This is a genomic window from Subdoligranulum sp. DSM 23681, from assembly GCF_057005535.1.
In genome coordinates this window covers 2,318,145-2,337,929 of the sequence record NZ_CM168050.1, presented here as the reverse complement: position 1 = coordinate 2,337,929, position 19,785 = coordinate 2,318,145, and the positions used below count along the sequence as shown (strand labels likewise).

17 protein-coding genes and 1 riboswitch are annotated in these 19,785 nt (G+C 61.9%); of the genes, 3 read left to right on the top strand and 14 right to left on the bottom strand.

What is annotated here, in order from left to right; genetic code table 11:
* Window positions 1–31: 31 nt before the first annotated feature.
* The 11 genes from AC127K_RS10775 to AC127K_RS10725 all read right to left on the bottom strand — a co-directional run bounded on the left by AC127K_RS10775 (window position 32) and on the right by AC127K_RS10725 (window position 12,643).
* Window positions 32–790, bottom strand: coding sequence for an exodeoxyribonuclease III (locus AC127K_RS10775; RefSeq protein WP_294540065.1), 759 nt, complete (start codon window positions 788–790; stop codon window positions 32–34).
* A 32-nt stretch (window positions 791–822) separates the two neighbouring features.
* Window positions 823–2,178, bottom strand: coding sequence for an MATE family efflux transporter (locus tag AC127K_RS10770; RefSeq protein ID WP_483720592.1), 1,356 nt, complete (start codon window positions 2,176–2,178; stop codon window positions 823–825).
* 101 nt (window positions 2,179–2,279) lie between these two features.
* Window positions 2,280–3,593 (bottom strand): ABC transporter permease, encoded by a 1,314-nt coding sequence (locus AC127K_RS10765; RefSeq protein ID WP_294540069.1) that lies wholly within the window; start codon window positions 3,591–3,593, stop codon window positions 2,280–2,282.
* The gene (locus AC127K_RS10760; RefSeq protein ID WP_483722189.1) at window positions 3,580–4,272 is read right to left on the bottom strand and encodes an ABC transporter ATP-binding protein; all 693 of its coding nucleotides are present in this window, start codon (window positions 4,270–4,272) and stop codon (window positions 3,580–3,582) included. The genes AC127K_RS10765 and AC127K_RS10760 overlap by 14 nt, the downstream gene beginning before the upstream one ends.
* Before the next feature lie 83 nt (window positions 4,273–4,355).
* On the bottom strand, window positions 4,356–6,377 hold the full coding sequence (locus AC127K_RS10755) for a hypothetical protein (protein WP_483720591.1): 2,022 nt from the start codon (window positions 6,375–6,377) through the stop codon (window positions 4,356–4,358).
* Between the two features lie 280 nt (window positions 6,378–6,657).
* The gene (locus tag AC127K_RS10750; protein ID WP_483720590.1) at window positions 6,658–7,647 is read right to left on the bottom strand and encodes an ABC transporter permease; all 990 of its coding nucleotides are present in this window, start codon (window positions 7,645–7,647) and stop codon (window positions 6,658–6,660) included.
* Window positions 7,644–8,753 (bottom strand): ABC transporter permease, encoded by a 1,110-nt coding sequence (locus AC127K_RS10745; protein ID WP_483720588.1) that lies wholly within the window; start codon window positions 8,751–8,753, stop codon window positions 7,644–7,646. The genes AC127K_RS10750 and AC127K_RS10745 overlap by 4 nt, the downstream gene beginning before the upstream one ends.
* Entirely contained in the window at window positions 8,753–10,303 is a 1,551-nt protein-coding gene (locus AC127K_RS10740) for an ABC transporter ATP-binding protein (RefSeq protein WP_483720587.1), read from the bottom strand. The genes AC127K_RS10745 and AC127K_RS10740 overlap by 1 nt, the downstream gene beginning before the upstream one ends.
* Window positions 10,304–10,385: 82 nt before the next feature.
* Complete coding sequence (locus AC127K_RS10735; protein ID WP_483720586.1) at window positions 10,386–11,702, bottom strand: BMP family ABC transporter substrate-binding protein; 1,317 nt, start codon at window positions 11,700–11,702, stop codon at window positions 10,386–10,388.
* Window positions 11,703–11,781: 79 nt separating this feature from the next.
* Window positions 11,782–12,054: a hypothetical protein gene (locus AC127K_RS10730; protein WP_483720584.1), complete on the bottom strand. Its 273-nt coding sequence runs from the start codon at window positions 12,052–12,054 to the stop codon at window positions 11,782–11,784.
* Between the two features lie 19 nt (window positions 12,055–12,073).
* On the bottom strand, window positions 12,074–12,643 hold the full coding sequence (locus tag AC127K_RS10725; protein ID WP_294542481.1) for a folate family ECF transporter S component: 570 nt from the start codon (window positions 12,641–12,643) through the stop codon (window positions 12,074–12,076).
* A gap of 139 nt (window positions 12,644–12,782) precedes the next feature.
* Window positions 12,783–12,877: riboswitch (THF riboswitch) on the bottom strand.
* 141 nt (window positions 12,878–13,018) lie between these two features.
* On the opposite strand from AC127K_RS10725, the gene AC127K_RS10720 reads away from it, so the two are divergent.
* The 3 genes from AC127K_RS10720 to AC127K_RS10710 all read left to right on the top strand — a co-directional run bounded on the left by AC127K_RS10720 (window position 13,019) and on the right by AC127K_RS10710 (window position 14,787).
* Window positions 13,019–13,609 (top strand): TetR/AcrR family transcriptional regulator, encoded by a 591-nt coding sequence (locus tag AC127K_RS10720; protein WP_483720583.1) that lies wholly within the window; start codon window positions 13,019–13,021, stop codon window positions 13,607–13,609.
* An 86-nt stretch (window positions 13,610–13,695) separates the two neighbouring features.
* A complete protein-coding gene (locus AC127K_RS10715; protein WP_483720582.1) occupies window positions 13,696–14,106 on the top strand; it encodes a hypothetical protein in 411 nt (136 codons plus the stop codon).
* Window positions 14,107–14,124: 18 nt separating this feature from the next.
* Window positions 14,125–14,787: a hypothetical protein gene (locus AC127K_RS10710; RefSeq protein WP_483720581.1), complete on the top strand. Its 663-nt coding sequence runs from the start codon at window positions 14,125–14,127 to the stop codon at window positions 14,785–14,787.
* 131 nt (window positions 14,788–14,918) lie between these two features.
* Here the strand turns inward: AC127K_RS10710 and AC127K_RS10705 are convergent, their stop codons facing one another.
* The 3 genes from AC127K_RS10705 to carA all read right to left on the bottom strand — a co-directional run bounded on the left by AC127K_RS10705 (window position 14,919) and on the right by carA (window position 19,781).
* Entirely contained in the window at window positions 14,919–15,194 is a 276-nt protein-coding gene (locus AC127K_RS10705) for an HU family DNA-binding protein (protein ID WP_204647292.1), read from the bottom strand.
* 214 nt (window positions 15,195–15,408) lie between these two features.
* On the bottom strand, window positions 15,409–18,648 hold the full coding sequence (gene carB, locus AC127K_RS10700; protein WP_483720580.1) for a carbamoyl-phosphate synthase large subunit: 3,240 nt from the start codon (window positions 18,646–18,648) through the stop codon (window positions 15,409–15,411).
* A 2-nt stretch (window positions 18,649–18,650) separates the two neighbouring features.
* Window positions 18,651–19,781, bottom strand: a complete 1,131-nt coding sequence (gene carA, locus AC127K_RS10695; protein ID WP_294542979.1) for a glutamine-hydrolyzing carbamoyl-phosphate synthase small subunit — start codon at window positions 19,779–19,781, stop codon at window positions 18,651–18,653.
* Window positions 19,782–19,785: the final 4 nt, after the last annotated feature.

Genomic DNA, 19,785 nt, shown 5'->3' with positions numbered 1-19,785 from the left:
TTTGCAGCGGGTCCTAAAAAATATGTCTTTTTTACAGATCGATTTCCAGGCGGACCGGACAGTGGTCGCTGCCCATCACGTCGGGCAGGATGTCGGCCACCCGGATCTTGTCCGCAATGCGGTTGGAGACCAGGAAATAGTCAATACGCCATCCCGCGTTCCGTTCCCGGGCGCGGAAGCGCATGCTCCACCAGCTGTAGGCCCCGGTCACGTCCGGGTGCAGGTAGCGGAAACTGTCGGTAAAGCCGGCGGCCAGCAGCTCGGTCATCTTGCCCCGCTCCTGGTCGGAGAAGCCCGCCGCGCCCCGGTTGGGGCCGGGGTTCTTCAGGTCGATCTCCTGGTGGGCCACATTCAGGTCCCCGCAGACGATGACCGGTTTTTTGGCGTCCAGGTCCAGCAGGTAGGCGCGCAGGTCATCCTCCCACTCCATGCGGTAGTCGATGCGGGCCAGCTCGTTCTGGGCGTTGGGCACATACAGGTTGACCAGATAGAAGTTGTCAAATTCCAGGGTGATGGCCCGCCCTTCATGGCTGTGGGCCTCCACCCCGATGCCGTTCCAGGCGTTGAGGGGCTGCAGCCGGGTGTAGATCAGGGTTCCGGAATAGCCCTTCTTCTCGGCGCTGTTGATGTATTCGGTGTAGCCCTCGGGGTCGAAGTCCGCCTGACCGGGCTGCATCTTGGTCTCCTGCAGGCAGACGGCATCGGCGTCAAAGGCGGCAAAGGCGTCGGCAAAGCCCTTTTTCAGGCAGGCCCGCAGGCCGTTGACATTCCAGCTGATGAATCTCTTCATAGTTGTGTCCTTTCAAAATGGTTGTAAATCGTTCAGGCAGTCCTGACCGGCGTGCAGCGCTTTTTCCAGGCGCCGGAGACAAACCGGGCCACAAAGCAGGTCACACGGCAGACCCAGTCCACCACCATGGCGATCCAGACGCCCACGGCGCCCATGCCCATCTGCACGCACAGCACATAGGAGAAGCCCAGGCGCCAGATCATCATAGACAGGATGGAGGTCATCATGGTGAACTTCACATCGTTGGCGGCGCGCAGGGCGTTGGGCAGCACGAAGCCGGAGGGCCACAGCAGGATACCGCAGCCGGCATGGATCATGACCAGCAGCCAGGCCAGCTGGCGGGTCTCGTCGGACAGGGTGTACAGGCTGAGCAGCTGGGGCAGGAAGATCAGCACCAGGGCATTGGTGGCACCCTGGGCGATATAATCCCACAGCATGAGTTTTTTGGTAAAGTAGCTGGCCTGCTGCAGGTCCCCTGCCCCCACGCACCGGCCCACCACCGTGATCATGGCCAGACCCATGGCCTGCCCCACGATGCAGCCCACATTGTCCAGGTTGTTGGCCACGGCGTTGGCCGAGATGTGCACCGTGCCGAAGATGCTGATCATGCTGACCACCACCACACGGCCCAGCTGGAAAAGGCTGTTTTCCATGGCCGAGGGGATGCCGATGTACAGGATGTTGCGGGCCATGGTGGGCTGCAGATGCCGTACGCCGTCCCAGGTGACCCGGGCCGGGTTGTCATGATGGGCAGCGGCCAGATACAGGATGATCACCGCACCCAGGGCGCGGGAGACCAGGGTGGGCACCGCCACGCCCGCCGTGCCCATCCTGAGCACATGGACGCACAGGGCGTTGCCCCCAATGTTGATCAGGTTCATGAAGACGCTGACCTTCATGGAAACAGCGCTGTTGCCGGTGGAGCGGAAGATGGCCGCGCCGGCGTTGTACAGGGCCAGGAAGGGATAGGAAAGCCCGGTGATGGTGAAGTAGATCAGGGCCTCGTGCATGACACTGTCGTCAATGCTGCCGAAGAACAGCCGCAGCATGGGGGCACGGAGCAGCAGGCAGAAAGCCGCCACCGCCACGCCCAGCAGCGCGCTGAGGGTGACCAGCTGTCCGGCGCTGCGGGAGGCTTCCTCCGGTTTGCGGGCGCCCAGGAACTGGCTGGTGACCACGGCGCCGCCGGTGGCCAGTGCTGCAAAGATATTGATGATCAGATTGTTGATCATATCCACCAGAGAGACGCCGGAGATGGCGGCCTCCCCCACGCTGGAGACCATGACCGTATCGGACATGCCCACCAGGATGGCCAATGCCTGTTCAATGACCAGCGGCCAAAGAAGACGGATCAGCTGGCGGTTGGTAAACAATCGTTCTTTTTCCATGAAAACTCCTCTTTTCCTCTATACCGCCCCTCAGTATACCACAAACCGGGACAAAACAAAAGAGACCCGCCGCGGGCCGGCGGCGGGCTGACAAAGATTCTTTATTCGTAGCGCAGGGCTTCGATGGGGTCCAGTTTGGCGGCCTTGTTGGCGGGATAATACCCGAAAAAGACGCCGATGGCCATGCTGAAGCCCACCGCAATGAGGATGGCGGACAGACTGGGTTTGGCCGCAAATCCGATGAGGCTGCTGAGCCACATGCCCAAAGAAACGCCCAGGGCCACCCCGATGGCGCCGCCGATGACGCAGAGCACGATGGATTCGGTGATGAACTGCAGCCGGATGGCCGAGCTGGGGGCGCCCAGGGCTTTGCGGGTACCGATCTCCCGGGTGCGCTCGGTCACCGAGACGGTCATGATGTTCATGACGCCGATGCCGCCCACCAGCAGCGAAATGGCCGCGATGGCGGAGATGCCCAGGGAGATGGTATCCAGCATTTCGGTCATGGATTCCACCAGGCTGGAAATGCTGGTGGCCTGGACGGTCCAGGTATCATTGCGGGTGTAGTAGCTGGCAAAATAGTCCCCCACCACATCCACAAAGTCGGTCACATCCACCCCGCTGGCCGCCACCACCGTCAGGCTCTGGTAGCCTTCGTCCGCCCCGGTGAGGGCGCGGGCGGTCTCCAGAGGGATATAGATGGTGGTCTGGATGGAATCGTCATCCTGGGCGCCCATCAGGCTGGCATACTCGTTTTCCACATACTCGTACACCCCCGCCACATAGAAGGCACAGGGGGACCCGTTCACCGTGAGCACCACCCGGGTGCCCAGGGCGCCGGCGTTGGTGGTGCCGATGGCCTGCTCCACGAATTTTTCCGACACCACGCAGAGATACTTGCCGTCGTCCGCATCGGTGAGCCACCGTCCGGCCAGGATGGGGGTATCCGATTCCAGGGCGTTGAGGGTGGCGGGAGACGCGCCGGTCAGGGTGGCGGAGATGGTGGTGTCCGGGTCGCCGACCTTGTCGATGGTGGCGGTACCCGCTTCCCGGGTCAGTTCCACCCGTTCCACCTTGTCCGGGAAAGTGGCCTCAAACTCCCGGATCATGGCGTCGGTGATCAGGTCATCCCCGCCGGGGGTGCTGTCCATGAACCGGCGCAGGGTCACCCCCGCCGAGGTGCCGCTGGTGTCATCACTGTCCTTCTGGGTCAGGCTCACCGTGATGTTGGCCACCCCCATGCCGGACATGCTGTCGGTGACGGTGCCGGTCAGGCTGCCGCCCACCGTCTCGATGGCAATGACCGCCGCGATGCCGATGATGATGCCCAGCATGGTGAGCAGGCTGCGCATCTTGTTGCTTTTCAGGCTGGTGAGGGCCATGCTGATGTTTTCGGCAATGTTAGAAAGTCCCATGGGCGCCCTCCCCTCTCTGCTCGGCCACGATGCGCCCGTCCTTCAGGGTCAGCACCCGCTCACATTCCCTGGCCAGGGTGGGGTTGTGGGTGATGAGCACAATGGTCTTATGGTAGCGCCGGTGCATCTCATGGAACAGATCCATGACCACCCGGCTGGTCTCACTGTCCAGGGCGCCGGTGGGCTCATCCGCCAGGATCAGGGCCGGATTGTTGACCATGGCCCGGGCAATGGCCACCCGCTGCTTCTGCCCGCCGGAAAGCTCGTTGGGCTGGTGGCGCATGCGGTCCCCCATGCCCACCCGGGTCAGCCAGTCCTTGGCCCGTCGGGCCCGCTCGCCACCGGGGACCCCGGCATAGAGCATGGGCAGCTCCACGTTTTTCAGGGCGCTCTGCCGGCCGATGAGGTTGTAGGTCTGGAACACAAAGCCGATCTTCCGGTTGCGGATGGCCGCCAGCTGGTTGTCCTTGGCGTCGTGGATGTTCACCCCGTCCAGGACGTAGCTGCCCCGGGTGGGTTTGTCCAGCACCCCGATGATGTTCATGAGGGTGGATTTGCCGGAGCCGGATTCCCCCACGATGGCCACGAACTCTCCGGGATATACCTGCAGGTCGATGCCGTGCAGGATCTCCAGCTCGTTGGGCTGGCCGATGTAATAGCTTTTTCGGATGCCGTGCATCTCGATGAGAGGCCGGCGGGCCGGGGCGGGGGCATGGATGCGGCGGGCAACGGCTGCGGCAAATTCTCTGCTTTCGGCCATGGTCACATTCCTCCCGCCGCGCCGCCGGGAGCGCCGCCACCGCCGGAGGGGGCCTGTGCGCCGCCCATATCGGTGGGCCGGTCCCCGGCAGGAGCCTGCCCGCCGCCGGGAGTACCGCTGCCGCCCATGGCCTGCATCATCTGCTCCATGGGATCGGTGGTGGTGACGATGCCCTGGGTCAGGTCGGCACTGGAACGGATCACGTCCCCTTCCTGCAGGTCGGCGCCGGAGATGGTGACGTAATAATCATTGGAATCGCCGGTGGTGACGGTGACCTGTTCAAAGGTCATGTCCACACCCTCGCCGCCGGTCTTGCGCAGCACATACTGGCTGCCGTCCTCAGCAGTGGCCACCGCGTCGATGGGCACCACATACACGTCGGTGACCTGGCTCTTGATGATCTCCACCTGGGCCTGGATGCCGATGAGCAGGTCCCCCGCTTCCCCGGTGACCCGCACCTTGGCGCCGAAAGACCCCTGGTCGTTGGCCACAGGGTCGATCTGGGTCAGGGTGCCGGCGATCTCGGTGTCGCCGGTGGCATCGGAGGTGATGAGGCAGGACATGCCGGTTTCCAGACCGGGCACATCATCCGCCGGGATGGTGACCTCCACCACCAGGGCGTCGGTGTCCTGGATGGTGGCCACCGTCCCCGCACACACCGAACCCACGGTGGCATCCAGGGCGGTGATGGTGCCGGACATGGTGGCGGTCAGGGTGCAGTCCGCCAGGGTGTCCTGCAGCGTTTCCAGATTGTCCGGGGTGCGCTTGGCCTGTTCCAGCTTGGTCTGGGCGTCCTCCACCGCCTGGGCCTTGGACTTGATGGTGGAGTAGTTCTTCTCGTTGTCGTAGGCGTCATGGGCGCTCTTGACCTGCTGCTCCGCCGTCTCCACCTGGGTCTCGGCGGTCTTGACGGTGCTCTCAGCCTGGTTGTAGGCGGTCTCGGCGGAGGTCTTGGCCTGTTCCGCCGCATTCACCGCCTGCTCAATGGCCGTGTAACCGTACAGCCCCCGGGAGGTGATGGAACAGTTGTTCTGGGCGGTGAGCAGGTCCTGCTCCGCCTTCTGGGCAGCGCTCTGGGCGCTGACATAGGCTTCATATTCCGGGGAAGCGGTACTGCTGTCCTGGGTGTCCGCCGTTCCTTCGGTGCCCTCCGCAGGCGCCGTGGTGGGGTCCGGCTCCTGCTTTACCGCGTTCCAGGCGGCCAGGGCTGCGTTCAGCGCATCGCTGGCGTTGTTGTAGGCGGTGGTATAGCTGTCGATCTGGGCCTTGATGGTGCTGAAATCTGCCGAAATGGAGTTGTACTCGCTCACCGCCGTATCGTAGGCGCTCTTGGCGGCATCCCGCTTGGATTTTGCGTCGGAGAGGGATTGCTCCGCGTCCGCCAGGGACTGGTCCGCCTGGTCGATCTTGGCCTGCAGGTCGATGAGGTTGTTGTCGTGCTGCACCAGGGAGGTATTGTAGTCATCCACTGCCCGGTCATAGCTGGTCTGGGCGGACTGCAGGGTATCGTTGTAGCTCTGCTGGGCGTCCTCGATCTGCTTTTCCAGGTCGGTGGTGTCCAGGGTGGCAATAATATCCCCCTCCTGCACCGTATCCCCCACCTGGGCTTCCACCGTGGCCACTTTGTAGGTCTTGACGCTGTCGGACACGGTCACGTCCGCCTCATCGCCGGAGACCACCGTGCCGCTGACCGTCACCGAGTCATTCAGGCTGCCTTTGGTCAGGGTGGTGGTGCGGATGTACTGGTACTCGGCATCCGCCGCGGCGGGTACCGCCCGCATCCGCCAGGAGATGATGCCGGCTGCGGCCACGATCACCACGGCGGCAATGACCAGCTTTTTGTGCCGGCCCAGCCAGCCGGCCAGACGTGCGGGAAGAGGATGTCCGGCAGGCGGTGCCGGGAGGTTTTCTTCCGCCTCATAGTCCGTATCGCCGGCCGCTTGCGCCCCCTGTCCGGAGACGGTATCCGGCTGTTCGGGGTCCTGCACCTCCACAGCCTGGTGCTTTTTGAACGGTTTGAACATGAAGTTTTCCTGCCTCTCTGCAATTCTTATAAGAATGAGATTTCCGTTGATAGCCGTTTTCAGTGTACGGGAAAAATGTGTTGAAAGGGTGCAACGAATGTGAAAAACCTTTCAGATATCCCCTTTTTATACAGCGATATTGGTTCAATTGTATACTTTTGCAGAAAAAACAGCAAGAAACAATCTGTGAATTCGGGGACAAAACCGGCAAAATTCCGCAAAAGAAAATACCCGCCGGACAATGCGGCAGGCATTTTTATGCATTGGAGTTTCAGAAAGGTCAGCGTTCCTCACGGAAATAGGCCAGACCCAGGTGAGCAGGGGGCTGGTCCTCCTTCTTGCGGCGCAGAGAGACGGCAATCAGCACCAGAATGGTGACCACATAGGGCACCATCTGCACCAGGTCGGTCATGGCGCTGGACACGGTGATGCCCAGCATGCTGGGCAGGAACTGGTACAGCCAGTACAGGATGCCGAAGAGGTAGGCGCCCCAGATGGCATTGAGGGGTTTCCAGGTGGTGAAGATGACCAGGGCCAGGGCCAGCCAGCCCAGGGCTTCGATCTGGCCGGTGGTGGCCCAGATGCCCTGGTTGTAGTCCAGCACATAGTACAGGCCGCCCACGCCGCAGATGGCAGCGCCGATGCAGGTGGCCAGGTACTTGTACCGGGTGACGTTGATGCCGGCGGCGTCGGCGGTGGCGGGGTTTTCACCCACAGCCCGCAGGTTCAGCCCCACGCGGGTGCGGTTGAAGAACCAGTGCAGCGCGATGGCCAGCACGATGGCCGCGTAGGCCAGGAAACCGTAGGAGAACACCGTCTGGCCCAGCACGCCCATCTGGGAGAGCACCGGGATCTTGGCGGCGAAGGCCTTGTTGGCGATGGGAGCGGCGCTGTAGGTGGCACCGTCCAGGATGAAGACGCCGAAGAAGTTGGCCACACCCATACCGAAGGTGGTCAGGGCCAGACCGGTCACGTTCTGGTTGGCCCGCAGGCTGATGGTCAGGAAGGCGTAGATCAGACCGCCCAGAGCCGAGGCCACCAGGGCGCAGACCAGGGCGATGAGAACGCTGAGGGCGGGAATGGGGTTGGCCACGCTGTTTTCATAATAATATGCGCTGGCAAAGCCGGCAAAGCCGCCCAGGTACATGATACCGGGCACACCCAGGTTCAGGTTGCCGGACTTTTCGGTGACGGTTTCGCCCATGGCACCGTACATGATGATGGTGCCGAAGGGGATCGCGCGCATGATCCATGCAATCAGACTGCTCATTCGCCCTTCACCTCCTTGTGATGGCCACGCCAGATCAGGCGGTAGTTGATAAAGAACTCGCTGCCTAGAATGAAGAAGAGGATGATGCCGGTGATGATATCGGCGGCATATTCATTCAGGCTGTAGGCCGAGGCGATCTCGGAAGCACCGCGCTCCAGAAAGACCAGCAGGAAGGAGATCAGTGCCATGTAGAAGGTGTTGAACTTGGCCAGCCAGGCCACGATGATGGCGGTGAAGCCGTTGCCCCCCGCCGAGTTGGTGGAGATGGTCTGGTCCTTGCCGGCCACGATGAGGAAGCCGGTCAGGCCGCAGATGGCGCCGCTGATGATCATGGTGCGCACCATGACCCGGCGGACGTTGATGCCGGCATAGCGGGCGGTGTTCTCGCTCTCGCCCACCACGGCGATCTCATAGCCATGCTTGGAGTATTTCAGGTACGCATACATGGCGAAGGTCAGAACCAGCACCACGATGATGTTGATGGTGTACCGCTGCCCGAAGAGGATGGGCAGCCAGCCGGCCTTGGTGGCCTTGTTCAGGGTGCCCAGGCTGGAGGCCTGACCGCGCATGATGTTGGTCATGCAGGCCACGATGCTGGTGGCCACATAGTTCATCATCAGGGTGAACAGGGTCTCGTTGGTGTTCCAGCGGGCCTTGAACCAGGCGGGCACAAAGCCCCACAGGGCACCGGCAGCCAGACTGCCCAGCACCATGGCCGCAAACAGGGCGGGGGCCGGCAGGCTGTTGCCGAAGTAGACCATGATCAGGGCGGTGGCAAGGCCGCCCACCAGGACCTGGCCTTCAGCGCCGATGTTCCAGAAGCGCATCTTGAAAGCGGGTGCCAGCGCGATGCCGATGCACAGCAGGGTGGACAGATCCCGCATGGCCCAGGAGAAACGGACGGTGGTGGAGAAGGTACCGCCCCACATGACCACATAGACGTTGATGGGGTTCAGGCCGGTGACCAAGAAGATGAACAGAGCATCCACCACCAAAGCCAGCAGGACGGCGGCGGCACGCACCGCGATCTTACGGCTGAGGGGGGCGGCTTCCCGTCGGGCAATGCGCACCAGCGGTTCGGCCGTATGAGTAGTTTGGGCTGCCATCAGGCGCGCACCTCCTTTTTATTCTGCAGGTCGGTCATACGCAGGCCGACTTCCTCCTTGGTGGTGGTACGGGCGTCCAGAATGCCGTTGGCCTTGCCGCCGCACAGAACCAGGATGCGGTCACACAGTTCCAGCAGCACGTCCAGGTCCTCGCCCACATAAATGACGGCCACACCCTTTTTCTTCTGCTCGTTGAGCAGGTGGTAGATGGTGTAGGAGGTGTTGATATCCAGCCCGCGCACGGCGTAGGCGGTCATGAGCACGATGGGAGAGGCGGCCAGTTCCCGGCCCACCAGGACCTTCTGCACGTTGCCGCCGGACAGCTGGGAGACGGGGGTGTTCAGGCCGGGGGTAACCACGCCCAGCTCTTCCCGCACTTCCTCGGCCAGTTCCCGGGGGGTCTTGCGGTCCACGATGGGAGAATGGCCCTTGCCGTAGCTCTTGAGCATCATGTTGTCGGTCATGCCCATGGAGCCCACCAGGCCCATGCCCAGACGGTCCTCCGGCACGAAGGAGAGGTGGATGCCGGCGTCCCGGATATCCTTGGGCGTCTTGCCGATGAGGGAGGTGGGCTTGTCCTCCGCCCCGGGGGCGAAGAACTGGATCTGGGCGCCGCCGTCCGCCCGCTGCAGGCCGGCGATGGCTTCCAGCAGTTCCTTCTGGCCGTTGCCGGAAATGCCCGCAATGCCCAGGATCTCACCGCCGTAGGCGTCAAAGCTCACATCGTCCAGCACCCGGCCTCCTTCGGGACCGGTGACGCTCAGGTGATGCACCGACAGCCGCCGCACCGGGTTGACCGGCAGGGGGCGCTCGATGTCCAGCTCCACCTTCTTGCCCACCATCATCTCGGTGAGCATGGCCTCGTTGGCGTCTTTGGTGGCCACGTCGCCCACATATTCGCCCCGGCGCAAAATGGCCACCCGGTCGCTGATGCTCAGCACCTCGTGAAGCTTGTGGGTGATGATGACCACGGCCTTGCCGTCCGCCTTCATGTTGCGCATGACCGCAAAGAGCTTTTCGGTCTCCTGAGGGGTCAGCACGGCGGTGGGTTCGTCCAGGATCAGGATGTCGGCGCCGCGGAACAGCACCTTGACGATCTCCAGGGTCTGCTTCTGGCTGACGCTCATCTCATAGACTTTCTGGTCCAGGTCCAGGGCAAAGCCGTATTTTTCGCAGATGGCCCGGGCCTTGCTGCGGACCTTTTTCAGGTCGAACTTTTCCCCGGGTTCCATGCACAGGGCGATGTTTTCCAGCGCGGTGAAGACATCCACCAGCTTGAAGTGCTGGTGAATCATGCCGATGCCCAGGCGCAGAGCATCCCGGGGGGAGCGGATATCCACCGCTTCATCCCCCACATAGATCTCGCCCTCATCGGGGTAATAGATGCCGGCGATCATGTTCATCAGGGTGGTCTTGCCCGACCCGTTCTCTCCCAGAAGGGAAAGGATCTCGCCGCGGCGGACTTCAAGGGTCACGTCATGGTTGGCCGTCACTTCACCGAAGGTCTTGGTGATGTGTTCCAGCCGGATGGCATACTGGGTGTTCGGCATGCGCTGCCTTCTCCTTTCACAACGGGAAGGGAAGCCCGCAAAAGCGTGAGCTTCCCTCCCGAAAATTCATGTTCAGACTGGTTCAGGCCACCGGATCGCTGTCCTCGACGATGCCGTCGATGTGCAGAGCGAAGTACGGAGCGCTGCGCAGGGTGCTTTCGTCAAAGTAGCCGTCATGGATGGCTTCCTTGGTCTCGCCCTGGTACACGGCGACAGCCTCGCCGCTGGAGTAATCATAGTAGCTCAGGTCGATGGGGGCGCTGGTCACGGTCTGGCCGTCCACGGTGAAGGTGGAGGTGTCGAACACATGCAGGCTGCCGTCCTTCAGAGCGGCTTCCACTTCGGCGACCTTGTCGGCAGTGCCTTCGGCGCATTCGGGTCCCAGCTCGGTGATGGCCACAGCGCCGTCCTCATAGCCCTTGGCCCAGTCGGTGGGGATTTCCTCGCCGTTCATGGCCGCGGTGAACAGTTCCTTGTAGTAGACCTTCCAGACGTTGGTGGAAGAGGTCAGAGCCGCGGTGGGAGCGGTCTCCAGCATGTCGATGTTGTAGCCGACGGAGTAGCAGATGGTGCCGGCATCCTTCAGACGCTGGGTGGCAGCGGGAGCGCCGGTGGAGTCGGCATGCTGGCCGACGATGACAGAACCGTTGGCGATCAGAGCCTCAGCGGCAGCGCCTTCCTTGTCGATATCGAACCAGGAGTTGGTGTACATGACTTCCATGGTGACGGTGGGGAACACGCTCTTGACGCCCAGATAGAAGGCGGTGTAGCCGGAGATGACTTCCGCATAGGGGAAGGCGCCCACATAGCCGATCTTGACGTTGCCGTCAGCGTCGAAGGAGTTGGGCTGGGTCTCCGGGGTCAGGGTGCCGTTGTCCACCAGTTCCTTCAGCTTCATGCCGGCCACCACGCCGGAGACGTAACGGGACTGATACACAGCGGTGAAAGCGTTCTTGAAGTTGTCCAGACCGCTGATGGCGGCAAAGTCGCCGGTCATGGAAACGAAGGTGGTGTCGGGATACTTCTCGGCGGTTTCCACCAGGTAGGTCTGATGGCCGTAGGAGTTGGCGATGACCAGGTCACAGCCCTGGCCGACCAGGTCCTCCGCAGCGTCGGAGCATTCGGCGCTTTCGGGAACCTTGTATTTCCAGATGATCTGATCCTCGGGCAGGCCGACTTCAGCGGCGGCTTCCTTGATGCCGTTGATGTGGGCGGCGCTGTAGCCTTCGGTTTCGTCACCCACCAGGATGACGCCGACCTTCAGGTCGGTGGAAGCGGAGGCGGCAGAGGCGTCCGCGGTGTCACCGGTGGCGGCAGTGGAGGTGCTGCCGGTGGAGCCGCAGGCTGCCAGGGACAGCATCATGGCGCCGGCCATCAGAATGCCGAGCAATTTCTTCATAAGTTGGTTCTCCTTCTTTTTCATTTTTGCAAGCAAAACAAAATGAAACATGCGGCGCGCCGAATCCGGCATGCCGCCCTTACTGCTTAATTGTAGACACCTTGCCGGCAATTTTCAATGCTTTTCGGGTCAATTGTAAAAAAACTGTGAATTTGTAATTTTCATCGTCATTTTTTTGGCGTGTCTCTGGAAAAAACGCACAAGGAATTTTTGAAAAAGTACGACTTTTTCGCCGTTCCTGCGAGGGCATTTGTTTTTTACGGAAGGACAGCCATAGGGCGGCCGCCAGGGTTCCGGGTCTGTGCGGGCAAGCAAAAGGCCGGTGCCCGAAGGCACCGGCCCAAAGTCTCATTTCACAAAGGAATCCCGGCTCATCGCTGTCGGGCCCGGTAACTTTCGCAGGTCTTGAGTACCAGCAGGAGCAGGGCCACGTCGATGGGGAATTTGATGATGTTCTTCACAAACCGCAGGCTGCTGAGCACCACAAAGGCCTGCCCGTACAGGAAATGCAGCCACAGCGGGGTGAGCAGGAAGTTGAAGAGCACCACCGCCATGGCCTTACAGGCCGCCACCCGCCACAGTTTGACCGGACGGCGGTAGTACCATACCCCGTACAGGATCCCCGCCAGGATGGCGCTGAGGGTCCAGCCGGGGAAGTAGGGGCCGTTGGGGCGCAGGACATAGCCGAAGATATCGGTGACGATGCCGGAGAGTCCGGCCACCCAGGGGCCGCACAGATAGCCCATGGCAGCGGTGGCCAGGAAATCGAACCCCACCTCCAGAAGGCCGGACACCGGGATGGTGAACTGATTCAGGATGAGGTGCAGCGCCGACAACACCGCGGCGGTGGCCAGGGTCCGGGGACGGTGCAGTTCCTGCACGGCCTGGACGAACAGCCGGTCATACAGGGTGCTGCGGGTGGAAAGGGTGTGCTGGGTCATGTTTTTTTGCCCTCCTTGTACAGGCTGGGCCGCACCCGGACCGCGCACTCCCCTGCCCCGCTGCGGGGCAAAAAAACAAGAGCACCCAACGCAAAAGGTGATGCGGGTACCCTTCTGCGGCAGCGCTCTTTCCGTGTGCAGCAGTGGGATGCGGAACCCGCACCGCGCACAAGGCTTCGTCCTGCCACAACTCCCCGTTGGTCAGGCACTTAACGCGCGGGCCCCTACTCTGCCTGTTCGGGGCGGCGGCTGACCCGCAGCCCCAAACATACGCCTTTTATTATACACCCGGAGAAGGTTTTTGCAAGATGGAGGGCAAAATGTTTCTGTGCCCGCTGCTTGCCGGGGTTGACAAGAGGTGGAGAACCCTGTATAGTGAACATTGTTCAGATTGAGGTGATGCCATTGAAACCAGCGGTCACATCCCGGCAGGAGATCCTGCAGGCCAGCCGCGCCCTGATCCGGGCCCACGGCTGGGAATCCGTGGGCATCCGCACGGTAGCCAACGCCTGCGGTGTGTCCATCGGATCCATCTACAATTATTTTGCCAACAAGAGCGAACTGGTGGCGGCCACCGTGGAAAGCGTGTGGGCGGAGATCTTTCAGCCCCCCGCAGACCCGGCGCTGTTCACCGACACCCTGGCCTGCATTGTCTGGCTGTACGGGCGGATGGCCTACGGGGCCGAGCACTACCCCGGCTTTTTCAGCCTGCATTCGGTGAGCTTTTCCGGCGTGGGCAAGGAGGAAGGCAAACAGCTGATGCAGCAGACCTGGCGGCACATCCCCCAGGAGCTGTGCCGGGTGATGCGTGCCGACCCCAAGGTGTGTCCCGGTGCCCTGGACGGTGCGCTGAGTGCCGAACAGTACGCCGAGGTGCTCTTTTCCATGATGTTCTGCGCCATGATGCGGGAGGACTACGACCCCGCCGCGGCCCTGGAACTAACCCGCCGGACGCTGTACCAATAAAACCGGACCCGCAGGAAGCGGGTTCTTTTTCGCCGATAAATGAACAATGTTCAAAAACTTTTTTTGTCACAGAAAGGAGTCTTTCCTTGGTTAAAAAACATACGCTTCTGCTGCTGGCCTGTCTGGTATGGGCCGCCGCCGGGTTCAACATCCTGCGCATCGGCCTTTCCTGCTATCCCGGGCGGGTCACCCTCTGGAACCTGCTGCTGTCCGCCGTGGTGTTCGAGGTGTTCCGCCGGTTCGTCTTCGGGCGGCTGGTCCACAAGCACACCGCCCGCATCCTGGGGTATGAACAGGAACGGCAGTATTTCTGGAATTTCTTAGACGCCCCTTCCTTCGCCATTATGGCGGTGATGATGACGGGCGGCATCGGCCTGCGGGCGTCGGGACTGGCGCCCCAGGGGTTCATCGCGGTCTTTTATTCCGGCATGGGGGCTGCTCTGCTGCTGGCCGGACTGCTGTTCGGCCTCCGCTTTGTGCGGGCGGTCCGGACTTAAACAAAGGAGGTCTTTGCCATGCAGGCAATTATGGAAACCGGTTTTGACATTCTCTATCTGGCCACGGTGCTGACCCTGGGCATCAAAATGCTGCGTCAGTGCGGCGGTCGGGCCCAGTTCCGGCTGTTCGGCGCCATGGCGGTGGTGCTGGGGGCGGGCGACGCTTTCCACCTGGTACCCCGGGCGGTGGCGCTGTGCACCACCGGGCTGGAAAACTACACCGTGGCCCTGGGCGCCGGCAAGTGGATCACCTCCATCACCATGACGGTTTTCTACGTGCTGCTGTACTATGTTTGGCGGCTGCGGTATGAGGTCAGCGGGCGCCGGGGTCTGACCGGGCTGGTGTGGGTGCTGGCAGCCCTGCGCATCGGGCTGTGCATGATGCCCCAGAACCGCTGGCTCAGCGCCGATGCCCCCTTGAGCTGGGGTATCTGGCGCAATCTGCCCTTTGCGGCGCTGGGCCTTGTCATCATTGTCCTGTTTTACCGCAGCGCCCGGGATCACGGGGACAAGGCCTTCCGCTGGATGTGGCTGACCATTGTGCTGAGCTTTGCCTTCTACATTCCGGTGGTGCTGTGGGCGGACGCCGTGCCCATGATCGGCATGCTGATGATCCCCAAGACCTGCGCCTATGTGTGGACGGTGGTCATCGGCTGGCGGGCCATGAAGGCCGAAGCCTGAACCCTATCCCCCGTTTTTGACAAAATGCCGCCCGAGCGGGAAGTCATTCCTGCCCGGGCGGCATTTTTACTTTACAGGGGTTTGCACGCAAAAGGCCCCCGTCCGTTGGGACGGGGGCCTGTAAGGTCTGCTTACTTCGCAACCTTTTCCTTCAGACGGCCGCTGGCCTTGAAGCCCGGAATGGCGGTGGGCTTGAGCTGGCTGGTGACCTTGGTCTTGGGGTTGGTGAAGTTCTTGGTCTGGCGCTCACGCATCTCAAAGCGGCCAAAGCCGGCGATGGTGACCTTTTCCCCATCCCGGAGGACATCCCCGATGGTACCGAAAATACCATCCATGACCTTTTCGACCTGGGCGGCGCTCAGACCGGAATCGTTGGCGACTTTGGTAATCAACTGCGATCTTGTCATTTGCTTTTATCTCCTGTTTCATCGGGCCGCCTGCGGGCTTTCCCTGTCCCGCAGCGGGCATCCGTTTAGATTGTCGCTACCAATTATATGAAAAATATGGCGCAGAATCAAGGGATTTTGCAAAAATCGGCAACCCGGAAACAAAAATTGTCAATTGTGATAAAAAGCACGGACAAGGGCGCGTCAAAGTTTGGCGGATTGAGAAAAATGTGTTTTATTTCACCGTCGGGTCGCGGTGCAAAGTGGCGATATCCACCAGCTCCATCTTGCTGATGTCGTGGTCGCCACGCAGGGCGTCCACCAGCACACGGGCGGTGTCCAGGGCGGTGATGCAGGGGATGGAAAGCTCGGTGGCCTTACGGCGGAACTTGACCGAATCCCGGTGGGGGTCACGGCCGTGGGGGCTGGTGGAGATGATGTAATCCACCAGTCCGCTTTCCAGCAGGTCGATGGCGTTGGGGCGTTCCCCGCTGACCTGGCGCACCACGCTGCAGGGGATCATCTGGCTGTTCAGGTACCGGGCAGTGCCGGCGGTGCCGTAGATCTTGTAGCCGTAGTCATGCAGCTTCCAGGCCAGTTCGGCGGCCTCCTTCTTGTCCGCGTCCTTCACCGAGATGATGACGCAGGAGCCGGGGCCGGGGGTCTTGAACTGGTAACCGGCACCCACCAGGCCTTTCATCATGGCCTCGTGGAAGGTGGGGGCAATGCCCAGCACTTCGCCGGTGGATTTCATCTCGGGGCCCAGCATGGTGTCCACACCGTGCAGCTTCAGGAAGCTGTACACCGGCACCTTGACAGCGTAGTAGGGGCTCTTGCCGCCCCGCCACAGACCGGTGCCGTAGCCCATATCCTTGAGCTTTTCGCCCAGGGTGCAGCGCACGGCCAGGTCCACCATGGGCACACCGGTGACCTTGCTGATGTAGGGCACAGTACGGGAGGAACGGGGGTTGACCTCAATGACGTAGACCTTGCCGTTCTGCACCGCATACTGCACGTTGACCAGGCCCACCACCTTCAGTTCCCGGGCGAAACGGCCGGTGTAATCCACCAGGGTGTCGATGACGCTCTGGGGGAAGTCGTAGGGCGGGTAGACGCAGATGGAGTCGCCGGAGTGCACACCGGTGCGCTCGATCTGCTCCATGATGCCGGGGACCAGATAGTCCTCGCCGTCGCAGATGGCATCCACCTCGCATTCGGTGCCGTAGATGTACTTGTCCATCAGCACGGGGTGGGACATGTCCACATGGGCGGTGATGACGCCCATGTACTCCACCACGTCGGCGGAGTTGTAGGCCACGATCATGTTCTGGCCGCCCAGCACGTAGGACGGACGCATCAGAACGGGATAGCCCACTTCCTCGGCGGCCTTGAGGGCTTCATCCAGGGTGAAGACGGTGCGGCCCTCGGGACGGGGGATGCCGCAGCGCTCCAGCAGCTCGTCGAAGCGTTCCCGGTCCTCGGCCTCGTCGATGGCGTCGGCGGGGGTGCCCAGGATGGGCAGGCCCACTTCATCCATATGCTTGGCCAGCTTGATGGCGGTCTGGCCGCCGAACTGCACCAGGCAGGCGTCGGGCTTTTCGGTGGCGATGACATTGTCCACGCTCTCGGGGTTCAGGGGATCGAAGTACAGGCGGTCACCTGTGTCGAAGTCGGTGGAGACGGTCTCGGGGTTGTTGTTGACCAGAACGGCCTCACAGCCGTGCTTCTTCAGCGTCCAGACGGCGTGGACCGAGCAGTAGTCGAACTCGATGCCCTGGCCGATGCGGATGGGGCCGGAACCGAAAACCAGCACCTTCTTGCGGCACTTGTCGCTGTGGTCGGCGATGAAGCCGGCGGCTTCGTTGTCCTCGTCGTAGGTGGAGTAGAAATAGGGGGTGCGGGCGGCAAATTCCGCGGCGCAGGTGTCCACCATCTTGAACCCGGCATGCAGGTCCTTCACCGGCAGCTCGGAGGCGCCGGACAGGCGCAGGATGGTCTTGTCCAAGAAGCCGTACTTCTTGGCTTCCAGATACTTTTCACGGGTGAGCTCGCCCTGCTTCAGGCCCAGTTCCAGGTTGGCCAGATGCTGCATCTTGTCCAGGAACCACCAGTCGATCTTGGTGATGTCATAGATGGTCTTGTGGTCCACGCCCCGCTTGAGGGCTTCATAGACACAGAAGGCGCGCTCGGAGTCCTGCACATGCAGGTGCTCGATGATCTCCTCGGTGGAGAGTTTCTCGAAATCGGGCAGGGTCAGGGTATCCATGCCCAGCTCGATGGAGGAGACCGCCTTCATCATGGCGTGCTCGAAGTTGTTGCCGATGGCCATGACTTCGCCGGTGGCCATCATCTGGGTGCCCAGGGACTTGTCCGCATAGACGAACTTGTCGAAGGGCCACTTGGGATACTTGACCACCACGTAGTCCAGGGCGGGCTCAAAGCAGGCGCAGGTCTCGCCGGTGACGTCGTTGGTGATCTCGTCCAGGGTGTAGCCCAGGGCGATCTTGGTGGCCACCTTGGCGATGGGGTAGCCGGTGGCCTTGGAGGCCAGAGCGGAGGAGCGGGACACACGGGGGTTGACCTCGATGACCGCGTACTCGAAGCTGTCCGGCTTGAGGGCAAACTGGCAGTTGCAGCCGCCTTCGATGCCCAGCTCGGTGATGATGTCCAGAGCGGCGGTGCGCAGCATCTGGTATTCCTTGTCGGACAGGGTCTGGCTGGGCGCCACGACGATGGAGTCGCCGGTGTGCACGCCCACGGGGTCCAGGTTCTCCATGTTGCAGACGGTGATCACGTTGCCCTTGGAGTCACGCATGACCTCGTATTCGATTTCCTTCCAGCCGGCGATGCACTTTTCCACCAGGATCTGGGTGATGGGAGACAGACGCAGGCCGTTGGTGGCGATCTCCCGCAGCTTCTCCTCGTCCTCGCAGATGCCGCCGCCGGTGCCGCCCATGGTGAAGGCGGGACGGACGATGACCGGGTAACCGATGGTGGCGGCGTATTCCACCGCATCCTCCAGCTCTTCCACCACCTTGGAAGGCACGATGGGCTGGTGCAGCTTCTCCATGGTATCCTTGAAGAGCTGACGGTCCTCGGCGCGGTCGATGGTGTCCGGACGGCAGGCCAGCAGCCGCACGCCGGAACGGTCCAGGAAGCCGTTGCGGGCCAGTTCCATGGACAGGTTCAGGCCCATCTGGCCGCCCAGGTTGGGCAGGATGGCGTCCGGCTTTTCCTTTTCAATGATGCGCTCCACCACCTCGGCGGTGAGGGGCTCGATATACACATGGTCGGCAATGTCGGGGTCGGTCATGATGGTGGCCGGGTTGGAGTTGACCAGCACCGTCTCGATGCCCTCGCTCTTCAGAGCGCGGCAGGCCTGGGTGCCGGAATAGTCGAACTCGGCAGCCTGACCGATGATGATGGGGCCGGAGCCGATGACCATTACCTTCTTAATTTTCGGGTCTTTCGGCATTCTTACAGCCCTCCTTTAACACGATTGATGCGGCGGATGTTCTGGATGAACCGGTCAAACAGGAACTCGGTGTCCCGGGGGCCGCCGCTGGCCTCGGGGTGGAACTGCACGGTAAAGCAGTTCCACTGCATATACTCCACGCCCTCGCAGGTCTTGTCGTTGGCGTTCACATGGCTCACCCGGCCCACACCGGCGGGCAGGGTGCCGCCCAGCACGGCATAGCCGTGGTTCTGGCTGGTGATGAAGGTGCGGCCGGTGGCAAAGTCGGTGACCGGCTGGTTGGCGCCGCGGTGACCGTACTTCATCTTGCTGGTCTTGGCACCGGCGGCCAGAGCGGTGAGCTGATGGCCCAGGCAGATGCCGAAAGCCGGGATGCCGGTGTCCAGCATCTTGCGGATGTTCGAGATGATCTGGGTGTTTTCCGCCGGGTCGCCGGGGCCGTTGGACAGCATGAGGCCGTCCGGCTTGAGGGCCGCCAGCTCCTCGGGGGTGGTGGTACCGGGCAGAACGGTGACGCGGCAGCCACGCTTCTGCAGGCAGCGCACGATGTTGTTCTTGCAGCCCAGGTCCAGCAGGGCCACATGCAGCACCGGACCGCCGTCCTTGGGTTCGGCGGTGGGCTCAAAGGTCTTGGGCGCGGCACAGGTGGTGGATTTCACCGCCTCGGTCACCGCATAGCCCTGGATGGCGGGCATGAGTTCCGCCATCTTGTCCGGCTCGGCGATGGGGTCGAACTCGGTGGTGATGGCGCCGTTCATGACGCCGCTCTCCCGCAGGGTGCGGGTCAGGCTGCGGGTGTCGATGCCCTCGATGCCGATGATGTTATGCTTTTTCAGGAAAGTGTCCAGGGTCATCTCGCAGCGGAAGTTGCTGGGGGTCGTGCAGGCTTCGCGCACGATGTACCCCCGCGCCCATATGCGGGAACTTTCCATATCTTCGCTGTTCATGCCGTAGTTGCCGATCAGCGGGTAGGTCTGGGTGATGATCTGGCCGTAGTAGCTGGGGTCGGTCAGGGTCTCCTGAAAGCCGACCATGCCGGTGGCGAACACGACCTCGCCCACGGTGGTGCCTTCGGCACCGATGCTGCTGCCGGTGAGCACCGTCCCGTTTGCCAAAATCAGATATGCCTGCATAGTT